Here is a 26294-nt window from a genome sequence, read left to right as displayed (position 1 = left end):
AAGACGATAATGCAATAACGATTTCAGCAGGTCGCCATGATCGCGATGGCGAGCATGGCGCCAATGCCAGTCTTTTACTTGCCAGCAAGCGGAATAACGTTATCCATGCCGGGTGCGCCGAACAGCTGTTCCTTCAGCAAATGCAATTGGTCGCGAACCTGTGCGGCTTTTTCGAATTCAAGGTTCTTTGCGTGGTCCACCATCAGCTTCTCAAGCCGCTTGATTTCCTTGCTGACCTGCTTCTCGCTCATGGACTCGTATTTCGCCTGCTCCTGCGCAACCAGCAGCTCGCTTCGCGCTTCCTGCGGACTGTAGACGCCGTCGATCAGGTCGCGAATTTCTTTCTTCACGCCAGCCGGAGTGATGTTGTTGGCCTTGTTGAAAGCCACTTGCTTGTTACGGCGCCGTTCTGTTTCGTCGATTGCACGACGCATCGAATCGGTCACCTTGTCGCCGTAGAGAATTGCAGTACCGTTCAGGTTACGGGCCGCACGGCCAATAGTCTGGATCAGGCTTCGCTCGGAACGAAGGAAGCCTTCCTTATCGGCATCGAGAATGGCGACTAGCGACACTTCGGGTATGTCCAGCCCTTCCCGCAACAGGTTGATACCGACCAGAACATCAAACGTCCCCAAACGCAGATCACGAATAATCTCGACGCGCTCAACGGTATCGATGTCGCTGTGCAGATATCGTACCTTTATGCCGTTGTCTCCCAGGAATTCAGTTAACTGTTCGGCCATACGCTTGGTCAGCGTGGTGACCAAGACACGCTCATTCTTCTTCACCCGATCCGCAATTTCCGACATCAGGTCATCGACCTGAGTGCTGGCGGGCCGCACAACTATCTGCGGATCGACCAGCCCGGTGGGACGGACAACCTGTTCCACTACCTGATCAGAGTGCGTGCCCTCGTATTCGGCCGGCGTGGCAGAGACGAACACCGTTTGCCGCATCTTGCTTTCGAACTCGGCAAACTTCAGCGGACGGTTGTCGAGTGCAGAAGGCAACCGGAATCCATAATCGACAAGATTGACCTTGCGCGCGCGGTCGCCGTTGTACATCCCGTTCAACTGCCCAAGAAGAACGTGCGACTCGTCCAGGAACATCAAGGCATCCTGCGGCAGGTAGTCGACCAGCGTCGGCGGCGGCTCCCCCGGCATGGCACCGCTCAGATGGCGGGAATAATTTTCGATGCCCTTGGTGAAGCCGATTTCCTGCATCATTTCAAGATCGAAACGGGTACGCTGCTCGATGCGCTGCTCTTCGATCAGCTTGTTTTCCTTTCTAAAGAATTCAAGTCGCTCGCGCAGTTCTTCCTTGATGCTTTCTATCGCCCGCAACACCGTGGAACGCGGCGTCACGTAATGCGATCCCGGATATACGGTGAAACGCGGAATTTTTTGCCGCACGCGCCCGGTCAGCGGATCGAACAGCTGCAGACTGTCGATCTCATCGTCGAAGGTCTCGATGCGCACTGCCAACTCCGCATGCTCGGCCGGAAACACGTCGATGGTGTCGCCCCGAACCCGGAACGTTCCGCGGCCGAAATCGACTTCGTTGCGCGTATATTGCATTTGAATCAAGCGGGCAATCACATCGCGCTGACTTACCTTGTCCTTGGCACGCAAGGTAAGGATCATCTTGTGATACTCGTTCGGATTACCGATACCGTAAATCGCGGACACTGTAGCAACGATGACAACGTCGCGCCGCTCCATGAGCGACTTGGTGCACGACAGGCGCATCTGTTCGATATGCTCGTTGATCGAGGAGTCTTTCTCGATGAACAGGTCGCGCTGCGGCACGTAGGCTTCAGGCTGGTAGTAATCGTAGTAGCTGACGAAGTATTCCACGGCATTCTGAGGAAAGAACTCGCGGAACTCGCTATAGAGTTGCGCTGCCAATGTCTTGTTCGGCGCAAAGACGATGGCGGGACGCCCGAGGCGGGCAATCACATTTGCCATCGTATAGGTCTTGCCAGAACCGGTAACGCCAAGCAGTGTCTGAAAAGACAACCCGTCGTCGACGCCTTCCACCAGCTTGTCTATAGCAGCCGGCTGGTCGCCAGCCGGTGAAAAAGGCTGGTACAAACGATAGGGCGAATTCGGGAAAGTGACGATTTTCGACTCGTCTATGGGGCTGGAAACCTGGGATAAATCTGCCATCTGTATTCGACCTTTGGTAGAATAATAAGTTACACCTTGGTTTGAGGCCACGAGCCCGAAACTGACTATAACCCTGCTGCATCTGCTTGTATCCGCAGCCAACTTTTCATGTTATCACGATGAGCCAATCCCATCCCGCCTCTCTCTTCACCGCCATCGAAATGGCGCCGCGCGATCCTATCCTGGGCATTACAGAAGCCTTTAACGCCGACAAGAATCCGAACAAGGTCAACCTTGGCGTCGGCGTCTATTACGATGATAACGGCAAGGTGCCTCTGCTCGATTGCGTACGCAAGGCAGAAGCACAACTGATGGAAAAGCCGACTCCCCGCAGCTACCTGCCGATCGACGGTCTGGCGGCGTATGACAAAGCGGTGCAAGAACTCGTATTTGGTGCTGACAGTGCGGTAGTTCAAGAGAAACGCGCGGTTACCGTACAAGCCTTGGGCGGCACTGGCGCACTCAAGATTGGCGCTGATTTCCTCAAGCGCTTTTCGCCCGACTCGCAAGTCTGGATCAGTGATCCGAGCTGGGAAAATCACCGTGCGCTGTTCGAGTCGGCCGGTTTTGTCGTCAACAACTATCCGTACTACGATGCAGCTACACGTGGCGTGAACTTTACCGGCATGCTCAATGCGCTGAAGGAAATGCCCGCAGGCTCCATCGTGCTGCTGCATGCATGCTGCCACAATCCGACCGGCGCGGATCTGACCGAAGAACAGTGGACCGATGTCATCAATGTCGTTTCGCAACGCGGCCTGATTCCTTTCCTCGACATGGCTTACCAAGGCTTTGGCGATGGCATCGAGGAAGACGGCAAGGTCGTGCGCCGTTTTGCAGAGGCCGGCGGCCCCTTGTTCGTCTCCAACTCTTTTTCCAAGTCGTTCTCGTTGTATGGCGAGCGTGTCGGCGCCTTGAGCATCGCCGCTGTCAGTGCAGAGGAAGCCGCGCGCGTTCTGTCGCAACTCAAGCGCGTCGTTCGGACAAACTATTCCAACCCGCCGATTCATGGCGGCCAGGTCGTTGCAACTTCGCTTGCAAATCCCGAATTGCGCAAGCTGTGGGAAGACGAATTGGCCGGCATGCGCGTGCGCATTCGCGAAATGCGTCAAGAGCTTGTAAAGAAACTAAAGGAAAAAGCTCCCGGCAAGGACTTCGATTTCGTTATCAAGCAACGGGGCATGTTTTCGTATTCAGGCCTGACAAAGGAACAGGTTGGCCGCTTGCGCGACGAGTTTTCGATTTATGCAGTCGACACTGGCCGTATCTGTGTTGCAGCGCTGAATTCGCGCAATATCGACGCAGTCGTTGACGCGATTGCAAAAGTTCTCTAATCGAATCCGTCGGTAGAACGAAGGCCGGCCAAACACTGCCTCCTTCGTTTGACTCCATAGCCATGCCGCAAAGTTTTGACATTTACGGAAAGATCGGCCTATAATAGCGGCTCTGTTCCCTGATAGCTCAGTCGGTAGAGCGACGGACTGTTAATCCGCAGGTCCCTGGTTCGAGTCCAGGTCGGGGAGCCAAAAAATTCGAAAGGCCCACGTGATCACGTGGGCCTTTTTCTTTTCAAATTCCGAAAGCGCGCAAGGCACAAAGATTAGTCTAACTTTATATTGCTTCAAGAACCCTCCTTGAATCCAACCTGCCCGCGATGACCAAACTATACTCAGCCGCTTGCGAACGCAACCGCGATCCTATTCTTGCAGTACTTCGCAATGTCCTGACCGATGTAAGCCAAGTGCTTGAAATCGGCAGCGGCACTGGCCAGCACGCAGTGTACTTCGGAGCCGCCTTGCCGCATCTGATCTGGCAGACTAGCGACCTGAGCGAAAATCATCCGAGCATTCGCGCCTGGATCAGCGAATCCGGACTTTCCAACGTACTTCCGCCACTGTTGGTCGATGCTGCCGGCGACGAATGGCCGGTTTCGGGATTTGATGTGGTGTTCACCGCCAATACCTGCCATATCATGTCCTGGGACGAGGTTCAGAGCATGTTCTCGCGTATTGGACGGCTATTGCCTGAAGCAGGACTGCTGTGCATCTATGGACCTTTCAATTACGACGGTCGCTTTACCAGCAGCAGCAATGCACAGTTTGATGCACAGTTACGGAGCCAAGCCGCACATCGCGGCATCCGGGATATCGAAAAGATAAACGACCTTGCACTGGCAAATGGACTGATCGCGACGGCGGATCATGCAATGCCGGCAAATAATCGCCTTCTTATCTGGAGAAAGGCAGCAGTTGCCGTGTGAGTCCGCCGAAACTCAGCGCTGACATCGGGTTGTTGAAGTCGCTTAGCCGACGGTTGTCTTCATTCATCAACAGAGACATTCTATAATCAATTCCATAACGCAATGATTTGCGTTAAACCAATCCTGCTTTGGTCAGTGTGTTCGCATAGAAACGGATTCGGGCAAGGCAAGCAGCTGCGGCTGCGCGCTTATCGAGTATGCAAAAGTGACGCATATGCGGTCCAACCTGCTGGACCAATACTCTGATGAGATTCGCGCCAATTGAAAATCCGCTGAGCATTGAGTGATACGACAGGCAAATCCATTGATAGCTGAAGCCAGGGGGTCGCTGCAGCATTCTTGGCTCATATAGGTAGCGGTCAACGTCCTGGAGGCTTGTGAAGCGCACGCGAGTTACGCATTGCAACTGTACTGGTCGCCACAAAAATTTCCCGCAGCAGATAAACAAAACTTCCGATCAGGCAAAACATCCCCAAAACGAAACAAAAAGCAATGAATCCAGCAAGCCCGAGATTCAATGCATCACCTATAAAAAGCGTCGCGACCACGATACATACAAGCAGGCCGCATGAAGTGCTCAAGGTAATCGCACGATTGATGAGATACGAACGCCGGTACAAGGTATCCAGTTCGGCATAGGCATCCGAATGGTTGGCGCCAGAGGTGGCATTGATTCGGTCTTCCAGTACACGCGAGCGATCAATAATGCGCGCAAGACGGTTGGTCAACACTGAAAGCTTGGTGCCCACGCCGGTCAGTAGAAATACAGGTGCAATAGCCAGCTGGATGATATGGCTGATCTCGCTTAACTGAATATCGATCATCATGTTCGTCTTGTGGGAAACCTGCTTGAATTCAAGGAATGCGATGCTTACTTGCCGTAGTCTACCAGTTCGGTATTTGCCGGCGCCAACGCTGATTGAGCAAGCGCAAATGGCGTCGTACGAGGTGGAACCAATGGGTTGCGCCGCTTTCCATACAGCAACCGCGCGATTGTGATTTCTCAACGGTGATTAATTTCACGCTGCTACTTGTAGCTGACCATTGTCTGATCTGAGATATGTCTGAAGTCTCGACGCAATGATATTGGTTTTATCAACATTACCGGCACATCTCGCCGATATGATCAAGCAGTATGTCTTCCAGAGCGACACGAGTCATTGGCAAGGGTCCGGGCGCAGATCTCCATGATGCGCAGGTTCGGTCGTACCACCCTTCCCGGCTTCCTGCTATACGGCGTGTGGCGGACTTTCGTGCACGAACCTCAAAACCTGACAATCAGCCATCAGGCACTAGAGAAATTGTGATGACAACTTATTTGGAACCAAGTACGGGAAAGCTAACGAACATCATCACGACACTTGCTCGGTTTCCTACGAATAAAGTGGGCTCTTCGCTGCGGTCCGTGATCCAGTCTGCACTGGATGGGGTCATCATTGTCGACTCGATGCGGCAGATTGTGTTGGTGAACCAGAAGGTGGAGCGCATCTTTGGCCATTCCGCAGAAAGCCTCCTTGACCGCTCTCTCGACATATTGATGCCGGCGCGCCTTGTCAACGAGCAACGCCGCCGCATGGACCGTCTGGCGACAGCCCGCATTACCGGGCGGCGTGCCAAGGTGGAGCTGAAGGGATTGCATGCCGGCGGCAATTCGATGACGCTTCATGCCAGCATATCAAGAGTCACTGTGCACGGAGAATTGTTCCTGGCTCTCATTGTTCAAGATCCCTCTGCCCAGCATTCGGCGGGCGAGCCGAAACAACGGCCCAGCAGACCATCCGAATTGCGCAAATGGGCAGCGTCGACCCAGCAAGCGACCGAGGTCGAGAAACGTCGATTTTCGAAAAAATTGTACGATGATATCGGTCAACGCTTGAGCGTTTTGAAGCTGGATCTCGACTGGCTGGAAAACAGCCTTGCGCAAACCAACGCTAGCTTGCCCGCTCGCGTTGCCCAGATGCAGGGATTGCTGGACAACGTTATTACAATGACAAAGAGCATGGCATCAGCCCTCCGCCCTCCCTTATTGGACGATTTTGGCCTGCTGCCCGCAGTCGAATGGATGGCGGAAAACTTTCAGAAGCGAAGCGGCATCCTCTGCAGTATTGAAAATAAAGGTCTCAACAAGAAACTGGAGGATCCGATCGCGTCCGTCATTTTCCGGGTGATCCAAGAAGGACTGTCGAATATCGAGCGGCACTCGCATGCATCGCATGCACGAATTTCCTTTACGCATACGAGGAATCAACTCGATGTTATGATTGAGGACGATGGTATCGGCATGGAACCCGGGGTTGAAAACAAAGCGGGTTGTTATGGTCTGATTGCGATGCAGGAACGAATCTTCGTCTTGGGGGGTACAATCACCATTCGAAGCGCCGAACCGCATGGTGTGGCAATCTATGCTTCAATCCCTGTTGAGCCGATATTTCCGAAAGACCAGACCTCTTCAACGCCCACAAGCCGCCTATGATTCGCATTGTTATTGCCGACGACCATACCATCATGCGCGAAGGACTTAAGCGCATATTAGATGGAGCGGATGATATCGAAGTTGTTGGCGAGGCAGTCGATGGTTTCGAGGCTCTCGCGCATGTTCGCAAGGGCGGCTTCGACCTGCTGATGCTTGATCTGTCGATGCCAGGCCGCAGCGGTGTCGAATTGATTCGCCAGATCAAGGATGAAGTTCCGAAGCTTCCTATCCTTATCCTGACCATGCATGAAGAAGAACAGTATGCCGTACGCGCGATCCGCGCCGGTGCACGCGGCTACCTGACCAAAGAGAGTGCCGGCACCCAGCTTGTCAGTGCCATTCGAAAAGTGGCTTCTGGACGCCCGTATATCAGCCTGGAAGTCGCGGAGCAATTGGCGATGGATGTCATGCCGGCAAACGAAGATCTGCCACACAAGCAACTGTCGAACCGGGAATTTGAAGTATTCACACTCCTCGTCAGTGGAAAGTCGATCACTGAAATTGCAGATTTTTTGCATCTGAGTGCAAAAACCGTCAGCACGCATAAAACGCGTATCCTGACCAAGATGAGCATGAACTCGCTCGCGGAAATGGTGCAGTATGCCGTGCAACATCGTCTGCTGGGCCCTCTTCGCAACTAGAAAATGCCTTATTCCAATCCCAACCCATAACAGGATTGGAATAAGCCAGGCACGAGCGACAACAAGCAGTAAGAGTAAGCGTCACGAGATACTCAGGACGGATCATAATAAGCATGTCAGTTTTTCTACGCCGGTCGTCGACATAATCTTCTCTATCTGATTCTTGTTGCTTTGCTTTATCTTCCGTGAGAGATCCGGATAGCCCCGCGCACGTGTAATACTTCTCCTATAGATTCCCATCAAACGGCTGCTGCATTTGCTTCCACACCATGCGAATGCAGGATTTTTTTGCGGCTTCTCAACATATTTCGCAATAAGTCACGCTCAACCATCGGCAAACCTCCCGATCTTCTGTAGGGATATTCCTACGCAAAGCGCGACTCTCCTACATTTCAATTCAGCCCCCACCGATAGTAATTGCCTGTTGCGATTGCGATACTGGGCAATCATACGAAGCATGACAGGCTGATAAGCCGCTAATGATTCTGGACAACCTGGTGCGCACAGGAAAATTTCCAATAATCAAACCGGGGAAGCTTTGACAGTCATGCGGGGTCTACGCCTCCGCATGAACCTTACTGAATGATCTGAATTAGGAGATGACCATGTTGTCAACGCAAGCGTCTGAGAATCGTACCGACTCTTCCCTATCGACACTTCACTCTCCGTCGATGGAAGCCGGTTGGCAGCGACAGGGCAAGCTGTGGTCCAATCTGAAGGAATTATGCGAAGTACTCCGCATTCCTTCCGCCGCCATTCATACAGACGAAGAACTGCTGTTCCAGCATGTTCAATTCAAAACAGGCCAACGCATTCATACCATTGGCCAGCCTTTCGATACGCTCTATATCGTACACTCGGGCTTTCTGAAAACCGTTCTGATCGATGAGTTCGGCAATGAGCAGGTGTTGAGCTTTCCAATGAAGGGCGACCTCTTCGGTGTTGACGGCATCCACACCAAACGGTATGCGTCCGAGGCGGTGGCCTTGTCCAATTGCGATCTCATCCTGCTGCCGTTCAAGAAGCTCACTGCTCTGGGGCGTGCTCATGTCGAATTCGAGCATGCGATGTACAGCGTGATGAGCCGCGAACTGGTACGCGAGCAGGCGATGGTCAGCATGCTGGGCGCATTGAGTGCGGAAGCCCGCGTGGCGCGCTTCCTCGTCAACCTGTCCGAGCGTTACGCAGACATGGGCTATTCGAGCAAATTGTTCAACCTGCGGATGACCCGTCATGAAATCGGCAGTTATCTCGGCCTGACCCTGGAAACCGTCAGTCGCACCTTGTCGGCCTTCAACGAAATCGGATTAATCACCGTTGATCAGCGTTCGATTGGCATCAAGGATCCGGAAGCGTTGCGTACCCTGCGTCGCTTGCCGCCTTCCAGTTCGCGTGCAAAGCAGATTGCAGCGAAGAAGTCCAAGCAAGCCACTCAACAAAATGACCAGCCCGACACGGATTGGGGTGAACTCGCTTCAGCGTGATATGGCACGGAAGGCGCCATTGGCGCCTTTAAATGCATTCATAGAGCAATAAAGCCCGCTTTGCGCGGGCTTTATCACGTTCATTCAGTGGTGCAACGTAGAGGTGCGATCTACCCAAGACATCCGCCAAGACCGTCATGCAGACCGGTCCAGTGGCAAAGTTTAGTGTAGTGTTTCACTCTTCTTGAGACATAAAAGTGCGTCTTTCACGCCGACTCTTCGTTGCACATCCTCGCAATAGCTCGCTATTGCTGCGGTGTGCGCCTCGATTCGCCGCGAAATCCATCACTTTTATCAGTCTCAATCTACGTGAAACACTACACTAGCAGCTTATTTTTTCTTGCCGGAGCTTCCTGACGGGTAGCCTTTCTTGTCGGATGATACGCTGCCGCCTGCATCGTCTGTTGCGGACGAAATGACATCCGCTGTCGCGTCGGTTGAATTGGCTGCGGCCGCAGCAGACGTCTCGCTCACGCCGGCGATCACATTGGCATTGCTCGCTGCGGCGTCGCTCGCTGCTTTTGCAGCGTCTTGTGCCATGGAGCCGGCCATGCTCATATTACGGCGCGCGAGTGTGGCTGCGTCCTTGAACGCATTTTCCCAAACCGAAAACATGCCTGCGAGCGGATTAATAGGTGAGCCATCCGTGGTGGGTTGATCCCTGGCTGCCTCGTTAATTTCTGTCGGTGTTTTCATGCCATCGACGGCACGATTACGAATTTGCTCGACGTAATTCTGCATGTTCCTGCCAATTTCGCTTTGCATCTCGACGACAATACCTAACAACTGGCGCTGATATTCGGTCGCCTTACCGGAATTGCGAGCCATCAATCGCGACTGAAAAGCGGTCCCAAGCGAACCTGGATCGCGCGCGGTGGTCAGTTCCTGGACAAATTCGAGCTGGTCGGTAAAGGCTTGATGCGTGGCTTCAAGCATGATGTGATCGATCTTCTGTGTTCCCGCGAAAATCGTATCGGCGAGTTGTCGTGACGCCTCTAGTTGCGTCTGACAAACGCTCGCGAGCGGGCTGAATACGTTTTGCATGGCTTTCCCCTCGTAAGGTGGGTTTTGAAATCTGTAATAGTAGAGAACAGCATCGAAGGCTATTATTTTCGGCTGTTTCATCAGAGGCCTGCACTACCATCGCACCACGCTTGAGACGCATCAAGCGCTTGCGAGCTTGAGTTCATTGCATATGTTGACCACCATTAATCGAGATGTTGGCTCCGGTCAGGAAAGCAGCGTCTTCCGAGCAAAGATAGGCGACCAGTCCTGCCACTTCATCCGGTTCACCAAGACGGCCCATGGGGATTTGCGGCAGTATCTTTTCTTTTAGAACGTCTTCCGGAATCTGCGTGACCATTTTGGTTTTCAGATAGCCGGGCGACACGGTATTGACCGTGATTCCCTTGCTCGCCACTTCAAGTGCAAGCGCCTTGGTGAACCCATGCATGGCAGCCTTTGCAGCCGCATAATTGGTTTGACCGAAGGCGCCTTTCTGTCCGTTTACGGAAGAGATATTCACGATCCGGCCCCACTGGTTTTCCAGCATTCCGTGGATCGCAAGCTTGGTCATATTGAATACACTGTCGAGATTGGTCTTGCGTACGGCCATCCAATCATCCGGGGTCATCTTTCTCAACGTCATGTCACGGGTAATTCCTGCATTATTGACGAGGACGTCGATGCGGCCCAGATCCCTCAGTATCTGCATAATGCCGGCTTCACAGGAAGAAAACTCCGCGACATCAATACGTGCGGTGCTAAAGTCAAATCCCTCCGCCTTGTGCGCGGCCATCCACCCGGCCGCTTCCGTATTGCTGGGTGAGTGCGTCGCTACGACACGAAAACCTGCATGATGCAGTTTCTTGCAGATCGCTTCCCCAAGTCCACCCATACCACCTGTAACAATGGCTACTCTTCTTGAATCCATGGCGTCTCCTCCTATCGTATAAACATGGTTTCATGGCCTCGGACCAGACGCCTTAAGACAGAGAGCGATGACAGGGAAAGCCGATGCACAACAGGGAGCCTCCTGCCATCAATCCGTTCGAGCGTACGTTGCCGAGAAAAATTCGAGTAGCCGCAGCAAATTTAGTTCGGTAGAAAAAACCGATATCAAACAGGCGCAGGATGCGAGATAAATCCAGAATGCTAATCGTGAAGAAGTTCAGGCGCGATTGCCTGCGTATCCTTCAGCGTTTGCAGGACAATATTCGATTTGATGTCAAGCACGCCTGCGGTCTTGTAAAGCTTCTCCAGTACGAACATGGAAAAATGCTTGAGGCTGCGCGCCCTTACGCGCAGCAGATAATTGGCCTCGCCGGTAATGATGTAAGAACCGATCACTTCCGGCCACGCGGCGATCGAGGCAGTGAAGTGCTCATGCCAATGCTCGACATCGCGCCGCATCGTTACCTGCACAAAAGCATCTACTTCGAGGCCTAAAGCGGCGGGATTGAGTACCGCGCTGTAGTGGCTGATCATTCCGCTTTCTTCAAGCATGCGAACCCTGCGCAGGCAGGATGACGGCGACAGAAACACTTTTTCAGCAAGTTCAAGATTGCTCATGCGGCCGTCCTGCTGCAGCAAGTTTAGGAGCTTGAAATCGGTCGCATCGAGAGCCATAGAATTTTTCGTGAAATAGTTCTTTAAAATTGCAATTTTATTGCATATTTAATGAATATACCCATTCACATTGCTGAAATATTGTTCTCATCCCGCTATAAAATTCGAATATTCGATCAAAGGATATTTCATGCGAGACACCACGCTCATTTGGGACATCAGTCCCCTTCTTTCGCCCGCCATTCCTGTGTGGCCTGGCGATACGCCTTTTTCTGCCGAACCGACCTGGAAAATCGAAGGCGGCTGCCCAGTGCATGTCAGCCGGTTGACGATGTCGACCCACACCGGTGCGCATTGCGACGCCCCGTCCCACTACGACGCAGCCGGGGCATCGATTGATGCAGTTCCGCTGCACCCCTACCTTGGTGTCTGCCGCGTGATCGATTGCACCGGTGTCGCATGCGTCGAACCACATCACATCGAATCCGCACTTGCCGGAGTACCGCCTCGCGTGCTTTTCCGCACCTATGCCAATGCGCCGAAAGACCGTTGGGACGACGCTTTCGCATGCGTCGCGCCCGCCACCATCGCACTTCTTGCGCGAGCAGGGGTGGCACTGGTCGGTATCGATACCCCTTCGCTCGATCCGCAGGAATCAAAAACCTTGGATGCGCATCACGCCGTACGCGCGCATGGAATGGCCATCCTGGAAGGCATTGTTCTCGACGGCGTGCCGGCCGGTGACTATGAGCTCATTGCCTTGCCGCTGAAGCTGGCGGGCATGGATGCAAGCCCGGTACGCGCTGTTTTGCGCAGCCTGCAGGGAGGTGCGCAATGATCACGCGTAGCCATTGCCAGGAACGGGATACCGCCGATGCACTCGCGCCGCTGCGCACGCAGTTCGCCCTGCCGGAAGGCGTCATTTACCTTGACGGCAACTCGCTCGGCGCACGGCCCAAAGCCGCGCTCGCGCGAGCCCAGCAAGTCATCGCCGATGAATGGGGAAACGACCTGATCCGGAGTTGGAACAAGGCCGGCTGGTTTGACCTGCCCTCACGTCTGGGCGATAGACTGGCGCCGCTAATCGGCGCACTGAACAACGAAGTCGTGGTGACCGACTCAACCTCGATCAATCTTTTCAAGGCTCTGGCCGCCGCCTTGCACCGTCAGGCGCATAGTGAAAAAAATGCGGGACGGCGTGTCATCGTCACTGAGCGCGCCAACTTCCCCACCGACGTCTATATTGCACAGGGAATTGCGTCATGGCTGGAGCGCGGCTATGAAGTCCGCCTGATCGATTCGCCGGAACAGCTTGATACCGCAGTGGACGAATCCACGGCGGTAGTGATGCTCACGCACGTCAACTATCGCACCGGCTACATGCATGACATGCGCCGCATCAGCGCGCTCGCTCATGCGCGCGGAGCATTGATGTTGTGGGACCTTGCGCATTCTGCCGGCGCCGTTCCGGTGGACCTGAATGCGGATGGGGCCGACTACGCCGTGGGCTGCACCTACAAGTACCTCAATGGCGGTCCGGGCGCACCGGCCTTCATCTGGGTGCCCGAGCGGCATCAGGTGGAATTCCGTCAACCCCTGTCGGGCTGGTGGTCGCACGCAACGCCGTTTGCGATGCAGCCGCTGTTTGAACCGACAGGAGGAATTCGTCGCGCATTGTGCGGCACCCAGCCGATTGCCTCGCTGGCCATGGTCGAATGCGGGCTTGAAGTCTTTGCGCAGACCTCGATGCAAACCCTGCGCGCCAAGTCGCTGGCGCTGACCGACCTGTTCATCGCGCTGGTGGAAGCCCGCTGCGGGCATCACCCGCTCGAACTGGTGACGCCGCGCGAACATGCCCGGCGCGGCAGTCAGGTGAGCTACGCACACCCTCAAGGCTATTCGGTGATGCAGGCATTGATCGCCCGCGGCGTGATCGGAGACTACCGCGAACCCCACGTGATGCGCTTCGGTTTCACGCCGCTCTACACAAGCTTCGTCGATGTCTGGGATGCGGTCGATGCCCTCGTCGACATTCTCGACCATGAAAAATACGACGCGGACGCATTACGCGACGCGGTCACCTAAGGCGGCAATCATGAACGAAAACGACAAACCGGCTTCCTGGCACGGCGCCCAGATGGACTTTACCAAGTCGATGAGTTACGGCGACTATCTTGCGCTGGACGAGGTGCTGTCAGCACAGCATCCGCGCTCGCCCGACCACAATGAAATGCTGTTCATCATCCAGCACCAGACCAGTGAACTCTGGATGAAACTGATGCTGCATGAATTGCATGCCGCACTATTGCGCATGCAACAGGATGATCTGCCGCCGGCCTTCAAGATGCTTGCACGCGTTGCCCGGATCATGGACCAGCTGGTGCATGCATGGGATGTGCTGGCAACGATGACGCCACCGGAGTATTCCGCCATACGTCCCTATCTTGGACAGTCATCCGGGTTCCAGTCCTATCAGTACCGCGAGATTGAATTCGTCCTTGGCAACAAGAATGCGGCACTGCTGTCCGTCCATACTGCCGCGCCTGAAAATCATCAGCGGCTCATGGCGACACTGCATGCTCCGTCAATCTACGACGAAGCCGTCATGCTGCTGTCACGGCAGGGCTTGCACATCGACGCAGATCGGCTTGCCGTCGACCGCACGCTGCCGACGGTCGCCAATGAATCGGTCAAGCAGGCATGGCTCGAGGTCTATCGCGAACCGTCGAAGCACTGGGCCCTCTATGAGCTGGCAGAGAAACTGGTCGACCTGGAGACGGCATTCCGGTTCTGGCGCTTCCGCCATGTCACCACGGTCGAGCGCATCATCGGTTTCAAGACCGGGACCGGCGGCACGGCCGGTGCAAGCTATCTGAAAAAAATGCTCGAAATCGTGCTTTTTCCGGAACTATTTGCCTTGCGCACTGCCCTGTAACGAAAAGAAAAAGTATGCAGAATCAGCAGGATAGCGCGGCGGCAACAGGTATAATACGCCGCAAAGCACGGAGCGAGTGGTGAGCAATTGTTCAATGCGCTGCAAGGAATTCCGCTTCCCCTGAGCGGGTTTCAGGAATGTGTGTAAAGCCGGGCGGGTTGCATGGTAGGGCGGTACGGATCGTACGCCGGGTCCTGCGGAATCCGGACTGTTGAACACACATTGCCAAAAACCGATTCAGGACGTTCGGGCCGCTTTCAATGCGGCCCGTTTCATTTGGCGGATTTGGCGGACCGCGCATACCATTTTGCTCACGCAGCTTCGCATCTTCGACAAACCGATTAGCGTTTATGTCAACGAAACAGAACAACAAGCCGATAGAGATCAAGATTTCAACCGTCGTGGCGGTATCCGCCATCCTGCGCACGGCCGACCTTGCTACGCTGGATGCGGCATTGAAGCAGGCGACCGGTGGCGCTTCGGATTATTTCGACAACGACCTGATGGTCATCGATGTGTCGTCGATCGATTTCACCGACACCGTGATCGACTGGTCGGCACTGACTGCCCTCTTTAGCGGCTACAGCCTGAACCCGGTGGCGGTTCGCGGCGCACCGCCTGAACAGGAAGCGCAAATCGTGGCGCATGGCATGACGATCGACACCCTCGCGCCGTCGCGTCAGGACGCGCTGCCAGAAGAAGCGGCTGCCGCACCAGCACCAGCCCCTTTACCCGCACCTGCGGCTCCGGCAGTCGTACCGCCCGCTGCAGCGCAGGCGATCACCTCCGCCATGATCATCGATACCCCGGTCCGGGCCGGCCAGCGCATTTATGCCCGCGGCTGTGACCTGATCGTCAACGCCATCGTCAACAATGGCGCCGAATTGATCGCCGACGGCAGCATCCATGTCTATGCTCCGTTGCGCGGACGCGCGCTGGCAGGCGCAAGCGGCAATGCGGAAGCACGAATTTTCACGCTGAGCATGGAAGCCGAACTGGTTTCCATCGCCGGCATTTACCGCACATTCGATGGCGGGTTACCGAAGGATCTGGCGAAGCAACCGGCGCAGGTCCGTCTTCAGGGCGACCGGATAGATATCCTGTCCATTCGCGCCTAGTTATTTGTCTTTTAAGGAGTTTTTTGTGGCCAAAATCATCGTTGTAACGTCCGGTAAAGGAGGCGTCGGCAAGACCACCTCCAGCGCCAGCTTCGCGTCGGGACTTGCCTTGCGCGGGCACAAGACTGCCGTAATCGACTTTGACGTCGGCCTGCGCAATCTTGACCTGATCATGGGTTGCGAACGCCGCGTGGTATATGACCTGATCAACGTTATCAACAATGAAGCCACGCTGAACCAGGCCCTGATCAAGGACAAGCATTGCGACAACCTGTTCGTGCTACCTGCATCGCAAACCCGCGACAAGGACGCCCTGAGCGAAGCCGGCGTCGAGCGTGTGCTTAATAATCTGGCCAAGATGGATTTCGAATACATCGTCTGCGACTCTCCGGCGGGTATCGAGCACGGTGCGGTAATGGCGCTGACCTTCGCCGACGAAGCAGTCATCGTCACCAATCCGGAAGTATCGTCGGTCCGCGACTCGGACCGCATCCTGGGCATCATCCAGGCCAAGTCCAGACGCGCTCTCAACGGCGGCGAACCGGTAAAGGAGCATCTGCTGATCACCCGCTACGTGCCCAAGCGCGTCGAAGCCGGCGAAATGCTGTCCTACACCGATGTGCAGGAAATCCTGCGCATTCCGCTGATCGGCATCATTCCCGAATCCGAATCGGTGCTGCACGCGTCGAACCAAGGCAATCCCGCTATTCACATGACAGGTAGCGACGTATCGGAAGCCTATCAGGACGTCGTTGCGCGATTCCTCGGCCATGAAGTGCCGATGCGCTTTACCGCCTACGAAAAACCTGGCCTGTTCCAGAGACTGTTCAAGGGTAAGTGATATGGCACTACTCTCATTCCTGTTCAACACCAAACCCAAAACCGCCAGCGCAGCCAAGGAGCGCCTGCAGGTGATCATCGCCCGCGAACGTAATGGTCGCGATGGTCCGGACTTCTTGCCAGCCTTGCACAAGGAACTGATTGAAGTGATTTCAAAGTATGCGAAGGTGAACGCCGACGACATCAAGATTTCGCTTGACCGTCAGGGCAACCTGGAAGTCCTGGATGTCAATGTGGTGCTGCCCGACGCGGTCCCGGGTAAATAAGCAGCACCCTCGATTTCGCCTCTATGCGGGGTGGACGACTGAAAGGAACGACGCGCGTAGCTACTGCCACACGCGTCGTTTTGCATTGCCGGAAAGACAAGGGCCTGCCGCCGGATGGCCCATGTTCGATGCGTTTAATGCAATTGGTGCTTCAAGTCCGACAGCTCGCGATGGGCCTGCATCACGACACTTCTCAACTCGCTGTCGACGGACGGGGCTTTTTCGCATGCATTCTTGGCGCGGTCGCCAAGCTGCTCCAGATCATCCACACACTGGACGATCTGCTGTTCGTCCTGCGAACGCATCATTCCCCTTGCCTGCTCCATACGCTGATCCAACTGTTGCATGCAATCTTTCAAGTCCATCGGCACGCTTTGGGTCGATTCACAGCGCTGCGCTGCTTCGTGAACCATGCTTTCCACGTGACTGAAGCGTTGCTGCAATTCGTTTGCTTGCATCATTTCCTGTCTCCTTTTGAAAGTCGAAGCCAATGGCAACGGGAAGAATTTGATAAACGGCTAACAAACGAGTTCCTGATCGAACATGCTCTGCCTCATTGAGAAAAGAGATAACAAATAGATAACCATAGTCTGCCTCTAGCGGGGATGGCAAACATGTATCAAACAAGAACTGAGGCTGCGCATTCATGTCCAAACTTCTGGCGCGACCGCGCGCCTGCTTGGAATTTGATTGAAGGGGGCGGCCATGAAGGTGCTCAAACCGCGGTTCCTGATTGTTTTGCTTGTCGGCTTGCTGTTTACCGAACTCGCCTGGGCGCATGGGCGACATGCATATGGTCACTGGCATGGCCATCATCGGGCAAGTGTCGACATCGTGCTCGGCGTTCCTGTCACCGGAGCATGGCAATATCGCTATCCCGGCATCTACACTTATCCACCTGTAATCACGGTCCCATCGGTGCCGCAAGCCTATATGGAGAAGAATGCGCGCGAACAGCAGGCGAGCTCATGGTGGTATTACTGCCGTAGCGCCGAAGCGTATTACCCCTATGTCCGGGAATGCCCGACCGGCTGGGAGTTGGTTACGCCCCAACCGCCCGACCTGAGGTGAGCATCATGTCTTCGCGTGCAGTGCGGTGCTTGGCGTGTCTTTGCACAGTACTCGGCGTAACGGCCTGTACTGTCATGCCTCCGAACCAGCCCAGTGTGATGGTATTGCCGGGAACAGACAAAAGCTTTGAGCAGTTCCGGGCAGATAATGATGTTTGCCGGCAATTCGCTTATGAGCAGAGCGGTGGCGGCAACCCGGACAGCGCGGGTCTCGACAGCGGCGCTCGCTCGGCGATCGTCGGCACCCTGCTCGGTGCCGTGGCAGGCGCCGCCATCGATGGAGGAAGAGGCGCCGCGGCCGGTGCCGGCGGCGGTCTTGCATTGGGCGGCCTGGCGGGTACCGGTCATGCCGCCTACAGCGCGGGCAGCCTACAGCAGCGGTATGACATCGGTTACCAGCAATGCATGTATGCAAAAGGACACCGGATTCCTTCCGGCCGCGGAGGCCTCATGGGGTATTTTTTCCGTGATTTCCCCGAACGGACAACTGCGTATCCCTCCCCACCGCCTCCGGGCCGCATTGTGCGTTAGCAATTTGTAGACTCGCTTGAATCTCGCGCGCTACGAGGCAACTCTTTGCCACCCAACCGGTCATAGGTCCTTGGCTCTCCGAGTCAGCAAGCCAGGCCGGTCAGAGAGCCGTGCCCAGTGCAATTCCGGTACAATCCGCCCCAACATGAACGCACCTAAAAACCTGTTTTCCTATCCGCGCCACCGCGCCGATTACACGACGCCGGCCCCCTTCCTCCCCATGTCGCGTGCGGAAATGGAGGCGCTGGGATGGGATTCCTGCGACGTCATTCTCGTGACCGGCGACGCCTATATCGACCATCCCAGCTTCGGGATGGCGCTGGTGGGACGCTTGCTGGAAAAGCAGGGTTTCCGGGTCGGCATCATCAGCCAGCCGGACTGGCATTCGGCGGAAGCATTCCGTGCATTGGGCCGTCCGAATCTGTATTTCGGGGTCACTGCCGGCAATATGGATTCGATGATCAATCGATATACATCCGACAGGAAAATTCGTTCCGAAGACGCCTATACCGCCGACGGCGATCCCAACAAGCGTCCGGATCGCGCCCTCGTGGTCTACGCCCAGCGCGCTCGTGAAGCGTATCCGGATGCCAATGTCGTCGTCGGCAGCATCGAGGCAAGCCTGCGCCGTATCGCCCATTACGATTACTGGTCGGACAAGGTCCGGCGTTCCGTGCTGCCCGACTCGAAGGCCGATATCCTTTTGTACGGTAATGCCGAGCGCGCACTGGTCGAACTAACGCACCGCATCGCCGCTGGCGAACCGATCAAGTCGATTCGCGATCTGCGCGGCACCGCTTTCATGGCGCCGAGCGGCTGGAAGCCGGCAGACGGCTGGACCGAAGCGAATTCGACCCGCTACGACACGCCGGGCCGCGTCGAAGCGCATCCCGATCCCTATGAAATGAAGCAGAAGGAGCCGGCAAGCTGCGGCACGGCCGAGACTGCGGTTGTCGAACGCCCGGTCGTGATCCTGAGTCGCGAAGAGCGGCAGGCGGCACTGAGGGAACAGCGCAGCAAGACGGTAGTACGCCTGCCTTCCTACGACGCGGTCAAGGACGATCCGATTCTTTATGCGCACGCTTCGCGCGTACTGCACCTGGAATCGAATCCCGGCAATGCCCGCGCACTGGTGCAGGCTCATGGGGAGCGCGATGTCTGGCTGAATCCGCCGCCGCTGCCGCTTGCCATGGATGAGATGGATGGCGTCTATGACATGCCCTATGCACGGTCGCCGCATCCGGCGTATGGCAAGGCACACATACCCGCGTGGGAAATGATTCGCTTCTCGGTCAACATCATGCGCGGCTGTTTCGGCGGATGCACCTTTTGCTCGATCACCGAGCATGAGGGACGCATCATCCAGAGCCGCTCGGAACCGTCGATCCTGCGCGAAATCGAACTCATCCGCGACAAGACCAAGGGCTTTACCGGAACCATTTCCGATCTGGGCGGACCGACCGCGAACATGTACCGTCTTGCCTGCAAGGACAAGAAGATCGAAGAATCCTGCCGCCGGCTGTCCTGCGTCTATCCAAGCATCTGCGTGAACCTGAATACCGATCACAGCAAGCTGATCCAGCTGTACCGCAAGGCGCGCGCCATTCCTGGCATCAAGAAGATCCTCGTCAGCTCGGGCTTGCGCTACGACCTGGCGGTCAAATCGCCGGAATATGTGAAGGAACTGGTAACCCACCATGTTGGCGGTTTGCTGAAGATTGCCCCCGAACATTCCGAAGACGGGCCGCTTTCAAAGATGATGAAGCCGGGCATGGGTTCGTACTATGCCTTCAAGGAAATGTTCGAACGCTTCTCGCGCGAAGCTGGCAAGGAACAATATCTGATCCCCTACTTCATCGCTGCCCATCCGGGCACGACCGATGAAGACATGCTGAATCTTGCAATCTGGCTGAAGAAAAACAATTTCCAGCTCGATCAGGTACAGACTTTCCTGCCAACCCCGATGGCAATGGCGACGGCGATGTACCACGGCCGCAAGAATCCGCTGCACAAGGTGTCCGCCGATTCCGAGGCGGTTGAGACAGTACGCGCCGGAAAAATCCGCCGTCTGCACAAGGCTTTCCTCCGCTACCACGATCCGGACAACTGGCCCATCCTGCGCGAGGCATTGCAACGCATGGGCAGGTCGGATCTGATCGGCAATAGCGACCGGCATCTGGTGCCGCGTTATACCCCGCCTGCGTTCGGCGCATCCACCCAACCGGGACAAGCCCGCAAGCAGATCGGCTCCGGCACGCCTTCAAGGAAAGCTTTTGATGCCAAAGCGGGAAAATTCGGAGCACGGCCATCGTATAAAACTTCAGCCGTGAAAGCGGCCCGGAAGGCAAAATAAGCTGGCCGCTACCGCCTTCACCCGCCTTCACGCAGTGATATAAAAATTTCATATATCAGGTATTGCCAGAATAAAGCGGAGGATTATCCCAGTCTCGTCTATAGTGATTGTGTCTCCTCCAACTCTTCTTGAATTGGATTTAGCCCGCAACCGCAAGGTCTGCGGGCTTTTTTATTGGTTTCTGCAATTCGGTTTTCTGCAGTTGCCCATTAATCCGGCTTTTATCGGAATGCAGCGATCAATTGACTTTACGCAACGCCGTTTGCGGATTCGCAAAAGAAACCTGTGAAAGTTGCCTGTCAGACTATTGATTCAAGGCACACCTTCGATACAATGACTTCAAGCAAGCGATTGCCATTCATCAATCGAGGACAATATGAGAAACACACGACAGGATGCATTGGTCTGCAATACTGACTCCGGTTTCAACTACAACAAATTGCAGGCTGTCCTCTGCATCACCTGTTCGTCGGCCGTCATGATCGGGATGACCTATCTGGCGCTACGCTGGTTCGGTTGAAATACTATGGCGTCGCACACGCCGACTACGCCGACATGCCGGCAAGTGTTTCGACCACAAGTGGGACTTTAATTTTTCACTCTGCCCCTCGACAATTTCCATCCATTGACTTTGTCGATGGCGGCTGTCATTCGCGCGACGCTAATACCGTGCATTTCGCATCCTGTCTTGTCAAACGCCGAGCTTTTTCAAATCGACCTCAAGCCGGCCGCTAAGTAACGAACCGTCGTGATATAGAAACAACAGGTGCTGGCTTTCCGCGGGCTGCAGAAAGTGCGCATGTATGGCTTTGATCTCGACATCGTCAAGCATGGCCAGATTATTGGTCGACAGATGTACTACCTCGCGATAAAACGGCGAATACCAGCCGGCGATATGTTGCCCGAACGAGTCGGACAACATGACAAGCCTCCGGTCCGGCGCGGAGGCATTCCGATAAAGCGAAATATCGCCAAGCTTGGCCATGACGCTCTGCAAGGCGGGATGATGGCAGGCTGGTCCTGCACACTGCTCAATGCCGGAAACCTTGAAGTCGGCGACTTCTACCTTGCTTTCCAGTTCGACACCGGGGAAAAGGTGTGAAATATCCGAAGGTTTCAACTGCTCGGAAGTTTTCAGGTCAGTTGCCGAACTGGCGTTTGTATCCCAGAAATGACGCACGCTTGCGGCTGCGATCAGCCTCGGCCCAGTGCCGCTCCAGTGAAACCATGTTTTCGGAATAACGGGCGTGGTCTGGCCAATCTGTTTTGCTTCAGCAATCGGATAGTAGATACGCTGACGCGCCTCCGGCGCGAGAAACGGCGACATCATCACACGCGGCACGGGCGCCATCGCCGGATCGCAGCGCTGGCGCAGCCAGACCGGCAACTCGCTTTCATACATCACAGGAGAACTGGGCGCCACCAGCAACCTGGCATCGACACCAAGTTTCCTGAATCCTGCATCAAAGGCGCTCACCTGCTTTGCGATGCCATCGGCATGCTCGTACCGATAGCCGCATGCCTGTGTGATGGCCGCATAAGGCGCGTGGGCAGTGGAATGCGTCGCCAGAAAAATCCGACCGCCCTGCCCTTCGATCACCTGCAACGTCGGAAACTGCTTGAACAGCGTATAACGCAGCCGGTTATTCAGCTGGACCAATACGTCGCGAAAACCGAAATGGTCGTTAATCCATAAATCCAGCCGCGCCGGAAACCGGACGACAGTCTCCCAATCATGCGGCTTTGCAGGAAAAGCAGCGAGATAACGATTCTCGCCAACGCCTTGCGCCGGCTGCCACAACGCCAGCACTGCAGGGATCGACAGCAGTGCCACTATGATGATCTTTGCCGCATTACCGGCAAACCTGTTTGCGAATGCCGACATGTCAGAAGCGGAAATAAATAAATGGGTTATAGGTACCGGCGGCAAGGCTCGCCACACACAGGACGAATGCCGACACTGCACCGGCCACGCGCAACGGCATGGATGACATAACGGTGCGCATGCGCGGCCGCACGTCCCGGCCTTTCACCTTTTCTTCGGGGAAGCGCCAGGTCGCAATCAATACGCCTGCCAGCAATGCCACCGCAGCGGCAGGACCAAAATCCATTTGCCACGGGTGTGTCGCATCCGCGGAGGCTTTGCCAAACATCACCTCCAGGAAGCGCAATGCATACGGCACATCGTTCGCGCGGAAGAATACCCATCCGATCATTACCACCAGCAGTGTGTAGATCTGCGCTATTGTCTGAGGCATTCTTTCCAGCAGTCGCCCCAGCCCCATGCGCTCGATCACCAGCAGCACGCCATGCCATGCGCCCCAGATGATGAATGTCCATGCCGCGCCATGCCACAAGCCGCACAGCAGGAATACCATCGCGAGATTGACATAGGTTCTTGCCGCCGAGATCCTGTTTCCGCCCAGCGGGATGTAAAGATAGTCGCGAAACCAGGACGACAGACTGATATGCCAGCGACGCCAGAATTCCGTGACCGATGTCGATGAATACGGACGATTGAAGTTGGGCGGATAACTGAAACCGATCATGTGACCGATACCGATGGCCATGTTGGAATAGCCGGCAAAGTCGTACAGGATCTGTATCGAGTAACAGGCAATGCCTATCCAGGCGCTGGTCGTCGACAGTTGATCGGGCGGAACGGCGAAGATGCTGTCCGCCGGCAGCGCAACGGTGTTTGCAATCAATACCTTTTGCGCGAGACCGATGATGAACTGCTGCAGTCCGGCCAGCACGCGCGCATTCGTGATGTCGCGATGGTCCACCTCGTGGGCAATCTGCTTGTAACGGACGATAGGGCCGGCAATCAGCTGCGGGAACATCGCCTTGTACATTGCGAAATTCCAGAAGCTTTTTTGCGCACCGACATCGCCGCGATAGACATCGATCAGGTAGGAAACGCCTTGAAAGGTGAAGAAGGAAATCCCCAAAGGCAGAATGACTTCCGGCAGCTTGATCGGCGAAGAGAACAACGAGACTGCTTCATTCAGCACCGACACAAAGAAACCGATGTACTTGTAGTACATCAGGAAGATCAGATTGGCCGCGATGCCGAACCATAGCAGCGCTTTCTTTTGTGCGGCAAAGCGGGACATGGCATAACCGACGCCATAATTCAGCACTGCAGAAAACATCAACAATGGAACGAAGCGCGGCTCACCCCATGCATAGAAGACGAGGCTGGCGACCAACAACACCGGATTCTTCCATGGCAGGACATAGTAGAGAATCAGGAATACGGGGAAGAAATAAAAAAGGAAAGTTGCGGAACTGAATACCATATCGCCCTGTGGCCATTCTTGATACAGCCGCCATATTCCGCTAAAAAAATGGGCCGGACCTTGCTAAATATCAATTCAAATAATTGATTCCAGGAAATAAAGTCGATTGACGCAGTTTGTTGATTGCCACATTGACAGCCAAATAAATGGACACGCAACATTTAACTGCAAAAAGTGCTGAACTATTGGTGCGCAGTCAACGCTTGACGTAGGTCAGGTAAAGATAACTTACTGTTAACACGGTGATCACAATGCAAGCGAATGCAAACCCGATCCCTGCACTCATGCAGAAGAAGGCGGCGCATAGGTAGTTGGTACTGTGCGCACTTACCGTCGACATGACGTCCGATAGCACGCGCGTCAGTTGCATGAGACAGACCGCGATACCAACCCATTTCCACATGAAGAAAGGCAGGACCTTGCGCTGCGATCGGTTATACCGATAATTCGCAATCCGCTGTTCGACCGTACCGCACCCGGCATCACGGAACAACCAGAACGGAATGGCCAGCCGCCAGATGTATTGAAGAAAAAAAAGCAGCCGCTTGACGCGTGTTTGATCGTCACCGTTCATGAGTGCCCGTCCCTCCTGCTACTTAGTCAGGTTTTTACTGCGCTCGTTCACGAAGGCATTCTGCAACAGTTATTGCAATGCAAAAGAAACGATGAAGCGCACTTCGCCTTGGATAGTTGATTTGATTGCGAACACAATACGGGCGATCGCTCACACGCGCCGCACGACATCGATGACCGAGCCATCGCGGTATTCCACGACCGCAACAATGCGGCCTTCATCCTGCCGCTCTTCCTTCGCCAGGCTTGCACGATTTCTGGCGATTTCTTCCAGCTGTTCAATCGGTACCAGCCGAATCCCCTGAGACTGGAGCCGCTCGCGCAATTCCGCCCTTGCCGGGTTGACCGCCATACCCTCCTCGGTCACCACGACATCGACGGTTTCCCCCGGGGTGGTAACAGTCGTTACCTTGTCGACGATCTTTGCATAGCCGCCGGCGTTGAGCTTCGACGTGACCAGCGCGAGCTTTGCGCCCGCCGCAGCATCGGCATGGCCGCCCGATCCGCCCATGATGACGCCGTCCGAGCCGGTGATGACATTCACGTTAAAGCCGAGATCGACTTCCGTGGCGCCGAGTATCATGACATCCAGCTGATCGACCACGGCTCCTCGCGTCCGGGGGCTGGCATACATGGACGCGGACATGCATTGATGCGACGGGTTGCGCCGGTACGACTCGACTGCCTTGAGATCGAAACACTGCACATCCAGCAATCCACGGAACAAGCCTTCTTCCAGCATATCCACCATATATCCGGTGATGCCACCCGAGGCAAAGCTGCCCTGAATGTGCCGCTCCTGCATCAGCTTTCTTACTTCAGCGGCAACCGCCAGCGATATGCCGCCCGCACCGGTCTGGAAGGAAAAGCCATCGACCAGCAGTCCCGATGCCGCGATAACCTGCGCAGCCGCATGCGCTATCCTGAGACCGACCGGGTCTGTCGTTGCGCGTGTCGTGCCTGACACAATGCCCTTGGGGTCGCCGATGGCATCGACTTGCACGATAAAATCAACGCACTCCTGGCTGATGTCGATCGGCGACGCAGGATATGGGACGAGATTGTCCGTGATGGCCACCACATACCGCGCGTATGCTGCATCCACCATGGCGTAACCGAGCGTGCCGCACGCGGACCGGCCATCGACGCCGTTGAGGTTTCCGCACTTGTCGGCCGCCGGTGCGGCGATGAAGGCAAGGTCTATTGTCAGTTCGCCGCACTCGATCGACCGCGCACGTCCGCCATGCGTCTGCATGATGGCGGGACGCCCAAGCAAGCCGCCTGAAACGGCTTCGGCCACCGGGCCGGTGATATATGCTGCCCGGATGCCGGTCACGATCCCTTCCCGAACGTAGTCCACCAAGGGCGCATGCACTGGGAACAGCGAACTTGCTGCCACCGTGATGTCCCGCAGTCCCATCCTTGCAATCTCGGCCAGCACCAGATTGATGACGAAATCCCCGTTGCGCAGATGATGATGGAATGAAATGACGCCGCCATCCTTCAAGCCTGAAGCCTCAATCGCTGCCCGTAGCGTCGGCAACAACTTGGTCCCGGGTCGCCCGTCGCCGGACGGCAATGAGAATCCGGCTTTTCTTTTGATCAGATCGGAAATCCCGCCGCCGAAAGGCTTGATCAAACCGTAGCCGTCCAGCCGAGCCGGCAATCGGCCTTTGTCCATCAGATGCCTCGCTTCACGATCGTAGGCGCGC

25 protein-coding genes and 1 tRNA gene are annotated in these 26294 nt (G+C 55.4%); 16 read left to right on the top strand and 10 right to left on the bottom strand.

All coding sequences use genetic code 11. The features are described 5' to 3' along the window. Positions 1-74: 74 nt before the first annotated feature. Positions 75-2168, bottom strand: a complete 2094-nt coding sequence (gene uvrB / locus D3871_RS06855) for an excinuclease ABC subunit UvrB (protein ID WP_119768215.1) — start codon at positions 2166-2168, stop codon at positions 75-77. Between the two features lie 119 nt (positions 2169-2287). Here uvrB and D3871_RS06850 point away from each other — a divergent pair, with 119 nt between their 5' ends. The 3 genes from D3871_RS06850 to D3871_RS06840 all read left to right on the top strand — a co-directional run bounded on the left by D3871_RS06850 (position 2288) and on the right by D3871_RS06840 (position 4428). Continuing rightward, entirely contained in the window at positions 2288-3502 is a 1215-nt protein-coding gene (locus D3871_RS06850; RefSeq protein WP_119768214.1) for an amino acid aminotransferase, read from the top strand. A gap of 116 nt (positions 3503-3618) precedes the next feature. Further along, a tRNA-Asn gene (locus D3871_RS06845) sits at positions 3619-3694 on the top strand. 128 nt (positions 3695-3822) lie between these two features. Further along, the gene (locus D3871_RS06840; protein ID WP_119768213.1) at positions 3823-4428 is read left to right on the top strand and encodes a DUF938 domain-containing protein; all 606 of its coding nucleotides are present in this window, start codon (positions 3823-3825) and stop codon (positions 4426-4428) included. A gap of 359 nt (positions 4429-4787) precedes the next feature. On the opposite strand, the gene D3871_RS06835 is transcribed toward D3871_RS06840, so the two are convergent. Continuing rightward, positions 4788-5249 (bottom strand): DUF2721 domain-containing protein, encoded by a 462-nt coding sequence (locus D3871_RS06835; protein ID WP_119769944.1) that lies wholly within the window; start codon positions 5247-5249, stop codon positions 4788-4790. A gap of 485 nt (positions 5250-5734) precedes the next feature. On the opposite strand from D3871_RS06835, the gene D3871_RS06830 reads away from it, so the two are divergent. From D3871_RS06830 to D3871_RS06820, 3 genes are all read left to right on the top strand, one after another. After that, positions 5735-6901 carry a PAS domain-containing sensor histidine kinase gene (locus tag D3871_RS06830; protein WP_158597879.1) on the top strand — a complete coding sequence of 389 codons (1167 nt, stop codon included), beginning with the start codon at positions 5735-5737 and terminating at the stop codon, positions 6899-6901. After that, complete coding sequence (locus tag D3871_RS06825; RefSeq protein ID WP_119768211.1) at positions 6898-7542, top strand: response regulator; 645 nt, start codon at positions 6898-6900, stop codon at positions 7540-7542. The genes D3871_RS06830 and D3871_RS06825 overlap by 4 nt, the downstream gene beginning before the upstream one ends. Positions 7543-8213: 671 nt before the next feature. Further along, the gene (locus tag D3871_RS06820) at positions 8214-9026 is read left to right on the top strand and encodes a Crp/Fnr family transcriptional regulator (RefSeq protein ID WP_119768210.1); all 813 of its coding nucleotides are present in this window, start codon (positions 8214-8216) and stop codon (positions 9024-9026) included. A gap of 330 nt (positions 9027-9356) precedes the next feature. Here the strand turns inward: D3871_RS06820 and D3871_RS06815 are convergent, their stop codons facing one another. The 3 genes from D3871_RS06815 to D3871_RS06805 all read right to left on the bottom strand — a co-directional run bounded on the left by D3871_RS06815 (position 9357) and on the right by D3871_RS06805 (position 11654). Further along, complete coding sequence (locus D3871_RS06815) at positions 9357-10151, bottom strand: phasin family protein (RefSeq protein ID WP_119768209.1); 795 nt, start codon at positions 10149-10151, stop codon at positions 9357-9359. Positions 10152-10212: 61 nt separating this feature from the next. Then, positions 10213-10959, bottom strand: a complete 747-nt coding sequence (phbB, locus tag D3871_RS06810; RefSeq protein WP_119768208.1) for an acetoacetyl-CoA reductase — start codon at positions 10957-10959, stop codon at positions 10213-10215. A 221-nt stretch (positions 10960-11180) separates the two neighbouring features. Beyond that, a complete protein-coding gene (locus D3871_RS06805; RefSeq protein WP_119768207.1) occupies positions 11181-11654 on the bottom strand; it encodes an Lrp/AsnC family transcriptional regulator in 474 nt (157 codons plus the stop codon). A gap of 130 nt (positions 11655-11784) precedes the next feature. On the opposite strand from D3871_RS06805, the gene kynB reads away from it, so the two are divergent. The 6 genes from kynB (at position 11785) to minE (ending at position 16753) form a co-directional block, all read left to right on the top strand. Beyond that, positions 11785-12432, top strand: coding sequence for an arylformamidase (gene kynB, locus D3871_RS06800; RefSeq protein ID WP_119768206.1), 648 nt, complete (start codon positions 11785-11787; stop codon positions 12430-12432). Further along, the gene (gene kynU, locus D3871_RS06795; protein WP_119768205.1) at positions 12429-13679 is read left to right on the top strand and encodes a kynureninase; all 1251 of its coding nucleotides are present in this window, start codon (positions 12429-12431) and stop codon (positions 13677-13679) included. Before kynB ends, kynU begins: the two co-directional genes overlap by 4 nt. Before the next feature lie 10 nt (positions 13680-13689). Continuing rightward, positions 13690-14529: a tryptophan 2,3-dioxygenase gene (kynA, locus tag D3871_RS06790; protein WP_119768204.1), complete on the top strand. Its 840-nt coding sequence runs from the start codon at positions 13690-13692 to the stop codon at positions 14527-14529. A 350-nt stretch (positions 14530-14879) separates the two neighbouring features. Next, on the top strand, positions 14880-15647 hold the full coding sequence (gene minC / locus D3871_RS06785) for a septum site-determining protein MinC (RefSeq protein WP_119768203.1): 768 nt from the start codon (positions 14880-14882) through the stop codon (positions 15645-15647). A gap of 25 nt (positions 15648-15672) precedes the next feature. Beyond that, the gene (minD, locus tag D3871_RS06780) at positions 15673-16488 is read left to right on the top strand and encodes a septum site-determining protein MinD (protein WP_119768202.1); all 816 of its coding nucleotides are present in this window, start codon (positions 15673-15675) and stop codon (positions 16486-16488) included. 1 nt (position 16489) lies between these two features. After that, positions 16490-16753, top strand: coding sequence for a cell division topological specificity factor MinE (gene minE / locus D3871_RS06775; protein ID WP_119768201.1), 264 nt, complete (start codon positions 16490-16492; stop codon positions 16751-16753). 134 nt (positions 16754-16887) lie between these two features. On the opposite strand, the gene D3871_RS06770 is transcribed toward minE, so the two are convergent. Then, positions 16888-17214: a hypothetical protein gene (locus D3871_RS06770; protein ID WP_119768200.1), complete on the bottom strand. Its 327-nt coding sequence runs from the start codon at positions 17212-17214 to the stop codon at positions 16888-16890. Positions 17215-17458: 244 nt separating this feature from the next. Here D3871_RS06770 and D3871_RS06765 point away from each other — a divergent pair, with 244 nt between their 5' ends. The 4 genes from D3871_RS06765 (at position 17459) to D3871_RS30165 (ending at position 21227) form a co-directional block, all read left to right on the top strand. Then, positions 17459-17824, top strand: a complete 366-nt coding sequence (locus D3871_RS06765; RefSeq protein ID WP_119768199.1) for a hypothetical protein — start codon at positions 17459-17461, stop codon at positions 17822-17824. Positions 17825-17898: 74 nt separating this feature from the next. After that, positions 17899-18354: a hypothetical protein gene (locus tag D3871_RS06760; RefSeq protein ID WP_233575537.1), complete on the top strand. Its 456-nt coding sequence runs from the start codon at positions 17899-17901 to the stop codon at positions 18352-18354. 145 nt (positions 18355-18499) lie between these two features. Continuing rightward, positions 18500-20707 carry a YgiQ family radical SAM protein gene (locus D3871_RS06755; RefSeq protein ID WP_119768197.1) on the top strand — a complete coding sequence of 736 codons (2208 nt, stop codon included), beginning with the start codon at positions 18500-18502 and terminating at the stop codon, positions 20705-20707. 376 nt (positions 20708-21083) lie between these two features. Then, positions 21084-21227: a hypothetical protein gene (locus D3871_RS30165; protein ID WP_158597878.1), complete on the top strand. Its 144-nt coding sequence runs from the start codon at positions 21084-21086 to the stop codon at positions 21225-21227. A 171-nt stretch (positions 21228-21398) separates the two neighbouring features. Here D3871_RS30165 and D3871_RS06750 read toward each other — a convergent pair whose 3' ends face one another. The 4 genes from D3871_RS06750 to citF all read right to left on the bottom strand — a co-directional run bounded on the left by D3871_RS06750 (position 21399) and on the right by citF (position 26263). Continuing rightward, positions 21399-22592 (bottom strand): alginate O-acetyltransferase AlgX-related protein, encoded by a 1194-nt coding sequence (locus D3871_RS06750; protein ID WP_119768196.1) that lies wholly within the window; start codon positions 22590-22592, stop codon positions 21399-21401. A gap of 1 nt (position 22593) precedes the next feature. Continuing rightward, positions 22594-24009, bottom strand: coding sequence for an MBOAT family O-acyltransferase (locus D3871_RS06745; protein WP_119768195.1), 1416 nt, complete (start codon positions 24007-24009; stop codon positions 22594-22596). 196 nt (positions 24010-24205) lie between these two features. Further along, complete coding sequence (locus D3871_RS06740; protein ID WP_119768194.1) at positions 24206-24583, bottom strand: hypothetical protein; 378 nt, start codon at positions 24581-24583, stop codon at positions 24206-24208. 150 nt (positions 24584-24733) lie between these two features. Then, positions 24734-26263 carry a citrate lyase subunit alpha gene (citF, locus tag D3871_RS06735; RefSeq protein ID WP_119769943.1) on the bottom strand — a complete coding sequence of 510 codons (1530 nt, stop codon included), beginning with the start codon at positions 26261-26263 and terminating at the stop codon, positions 24734-24736. Positions 26264-26294 lie beyond the last annotated feature (31 nt).

This window comes from Noviherbaspirillum saxi, assembly GCF_003591035.1.
Classification (GTDB): domain Bacteria; phylum Pseudomonadota; class Gammaproteobacteria; order Burkholderiales; family Burkholderiaceae_D; genus Noviherbaspirillum; species Noviherbaspirillum saxi.
Note: the sequence above shows the minus strand (reverse complement) of the source record. Positions and strands in the feature narration are given on the sequence as shown.

What these genes read in the sequence shown, in the direction of transcription:
- D3871_RS30165 (WP_158597878.1), top strand. Translation starts at nt 21,084, where the DNA reads ATGAGAAACACACGACAGGATGCATTGGTCTGCAATACTGACTCCGGT.
- kynA (WP_119768204.1), top strand. Translation starts at nt 13,690, where the DNA reads ATGAACGAAAACGACAAACCGGCTTCCTGGCACGGCGCCCAGATGGAC.
- D3871_RS06850 (WP_119768214.1), top strand. Translation starts at nt 2,288, where the DNA reads ATGAGCCAATCCCATCCCGCCTCTCTCTTCACCGCCATCGAAATGGCG.
- phbB (WP_119768208.1), bottom strand. Translation starts at nt 10,959, where the DNA reads ATGGATTCAAGAAGAGTAGCCATTGTTACAGGTGGTATGGGTGGACTT.
- D3871_RS06805 (WP_119768207.1), bottom strand. Translation starts at nt 11,654, where the DNA reads ATGGCTCTCGATGCGACCGATTTCAAGCTCCTAAACTTGCTGCAGCAG.
- D3871_RS06755 (WP_119768197.1), top strand. Translation starts at nt 18,500, where the DNA reads ATGAACGCACCTAAAAACCTGTTTTCCTATCCGCGCCACCGCGCCGAT.
- D3871_RS06765 (WP_119768199.1), top strand. Translation starts at nt 17,459, where the DNA reads ATGAAGGTGCTCAAACCGCGGTTCCTGATTGTTTTGCTTGTCGGCTTG.
- uvrB (WP_119768215.1), bottom strand. Translation starts at nt 2,168, where the DNA reads ATGGCAGATTTATCCCAGGTTTCCAGCCCCATAGACGAGTCGAAAATC.
- minC (WP_119768203.1), top strand. Translation starts at nt 14,880, where the DNA reads ATGTCAACGAAACAGAACAACAAGCCGATAGAGATCAAGATTTCAACC.
- D3871_RS06820 (WP_119768210.1), top strand. Translation starts at nt 8,214, where the DNA reads ATGGAAGCCGGTTGGCAGCGACAGGGCAAGCTGTGGTCCAATCTGAAG.
- citF (WP_119769943.1), bottom strand. Translation starts at nt 26,263, where the DNA reads ATGGACAAAGGCCGATTGCCGGCTCGGCTGGACGGCTACGGTTTGATC.
- kynB (WP_119768206.1), top strand. Translation starts at nt 11,785, where the DNA reads ATGCGAGACACCACGCTCATTTGGGACATCAGTCCCCTTCTTTCGCCC.
- D3871_RS06740 (WP_119768194.1), bottom strand. Translation starts at nt 24,583, where the DNA reads ATGAACGGTGACGATCAAACACGCGTCAAGCGGCTGCTTTTTTTTCTT.
- D3871_RS06750 (WP_119768196.1), bottom strand. Translation starts at nt 22,592, where the DNA reads ATGTCGGCATTCGCAAACAGGTTTGCCGGTAATGCGGCAAAGATCATC.
- D3871_RS06745 (WP_119768195.1), bottom strand. Translation starts at nt 24,009, where the DNA reads ATGGTATTCAGTTCCGCAACTTTCCTTTTTTATTTCTTCCCCGTATTC.
- D3871_RS06770 (WP_119768200.1), bottom strand. Translation starts at nt 17,214, where the DNA reads ATGATGCAAGCAAACGAATTGCAGCAACGCTTCAGTCACGTGGAAAGC.
- D3871_RS06815 (WP_119768209.1), bottom strand. Translation starts at nt 10,151, where the DNA reads ATGAAACAGCCGAAAATAATAGCCTTCGATGCTGTTCTCTACTATTAC.
- D3871_RS06760 (WP_233575537.1), top strand. Translation starts at nt 17,899, where the DNA reads ATGCCTCCGAACCAGCCCAGTGTGATGGTATTGCCGGGAACAGACAAA.
- minE (WP_119768201.1), top strand. Translation starts at nt 16,490, where the DNA reads ATGGCACTACTCTCATTCCTGTTCAACACCAAACCCAAAACCGCCAGC.
- kynU (WP_119768205.1), top strand. Translation starts at nt 12,429, where the DNA reads ATGATCACGCGTAGCCATTGCCAGGAACGGGATACCGCCGATGCACTC.
- D3871_RS06830 (WP_158597879.1), top strand. Translation starts at nt 5,735, where the DNA reads ATGACAACTTATTTGGAACCAAGTACGGGAAAGCTAACGAACATCATC.
- D3871_RS06840 (WP_119768213.1), top strand. Translation starts at nt 3,823, where the DNA reads ATGACCAAACTATACTCAGCCGCTTGCGAACGCAACCGCGATCCTATT.
- D3871_RS06825 (WP_119768211.1), top strand. Translation starts at nt 6,898, where the DNA reads ATGATTCGCATTGTTATTGCCGACGACCATACCATCATGCGCGAAGGA.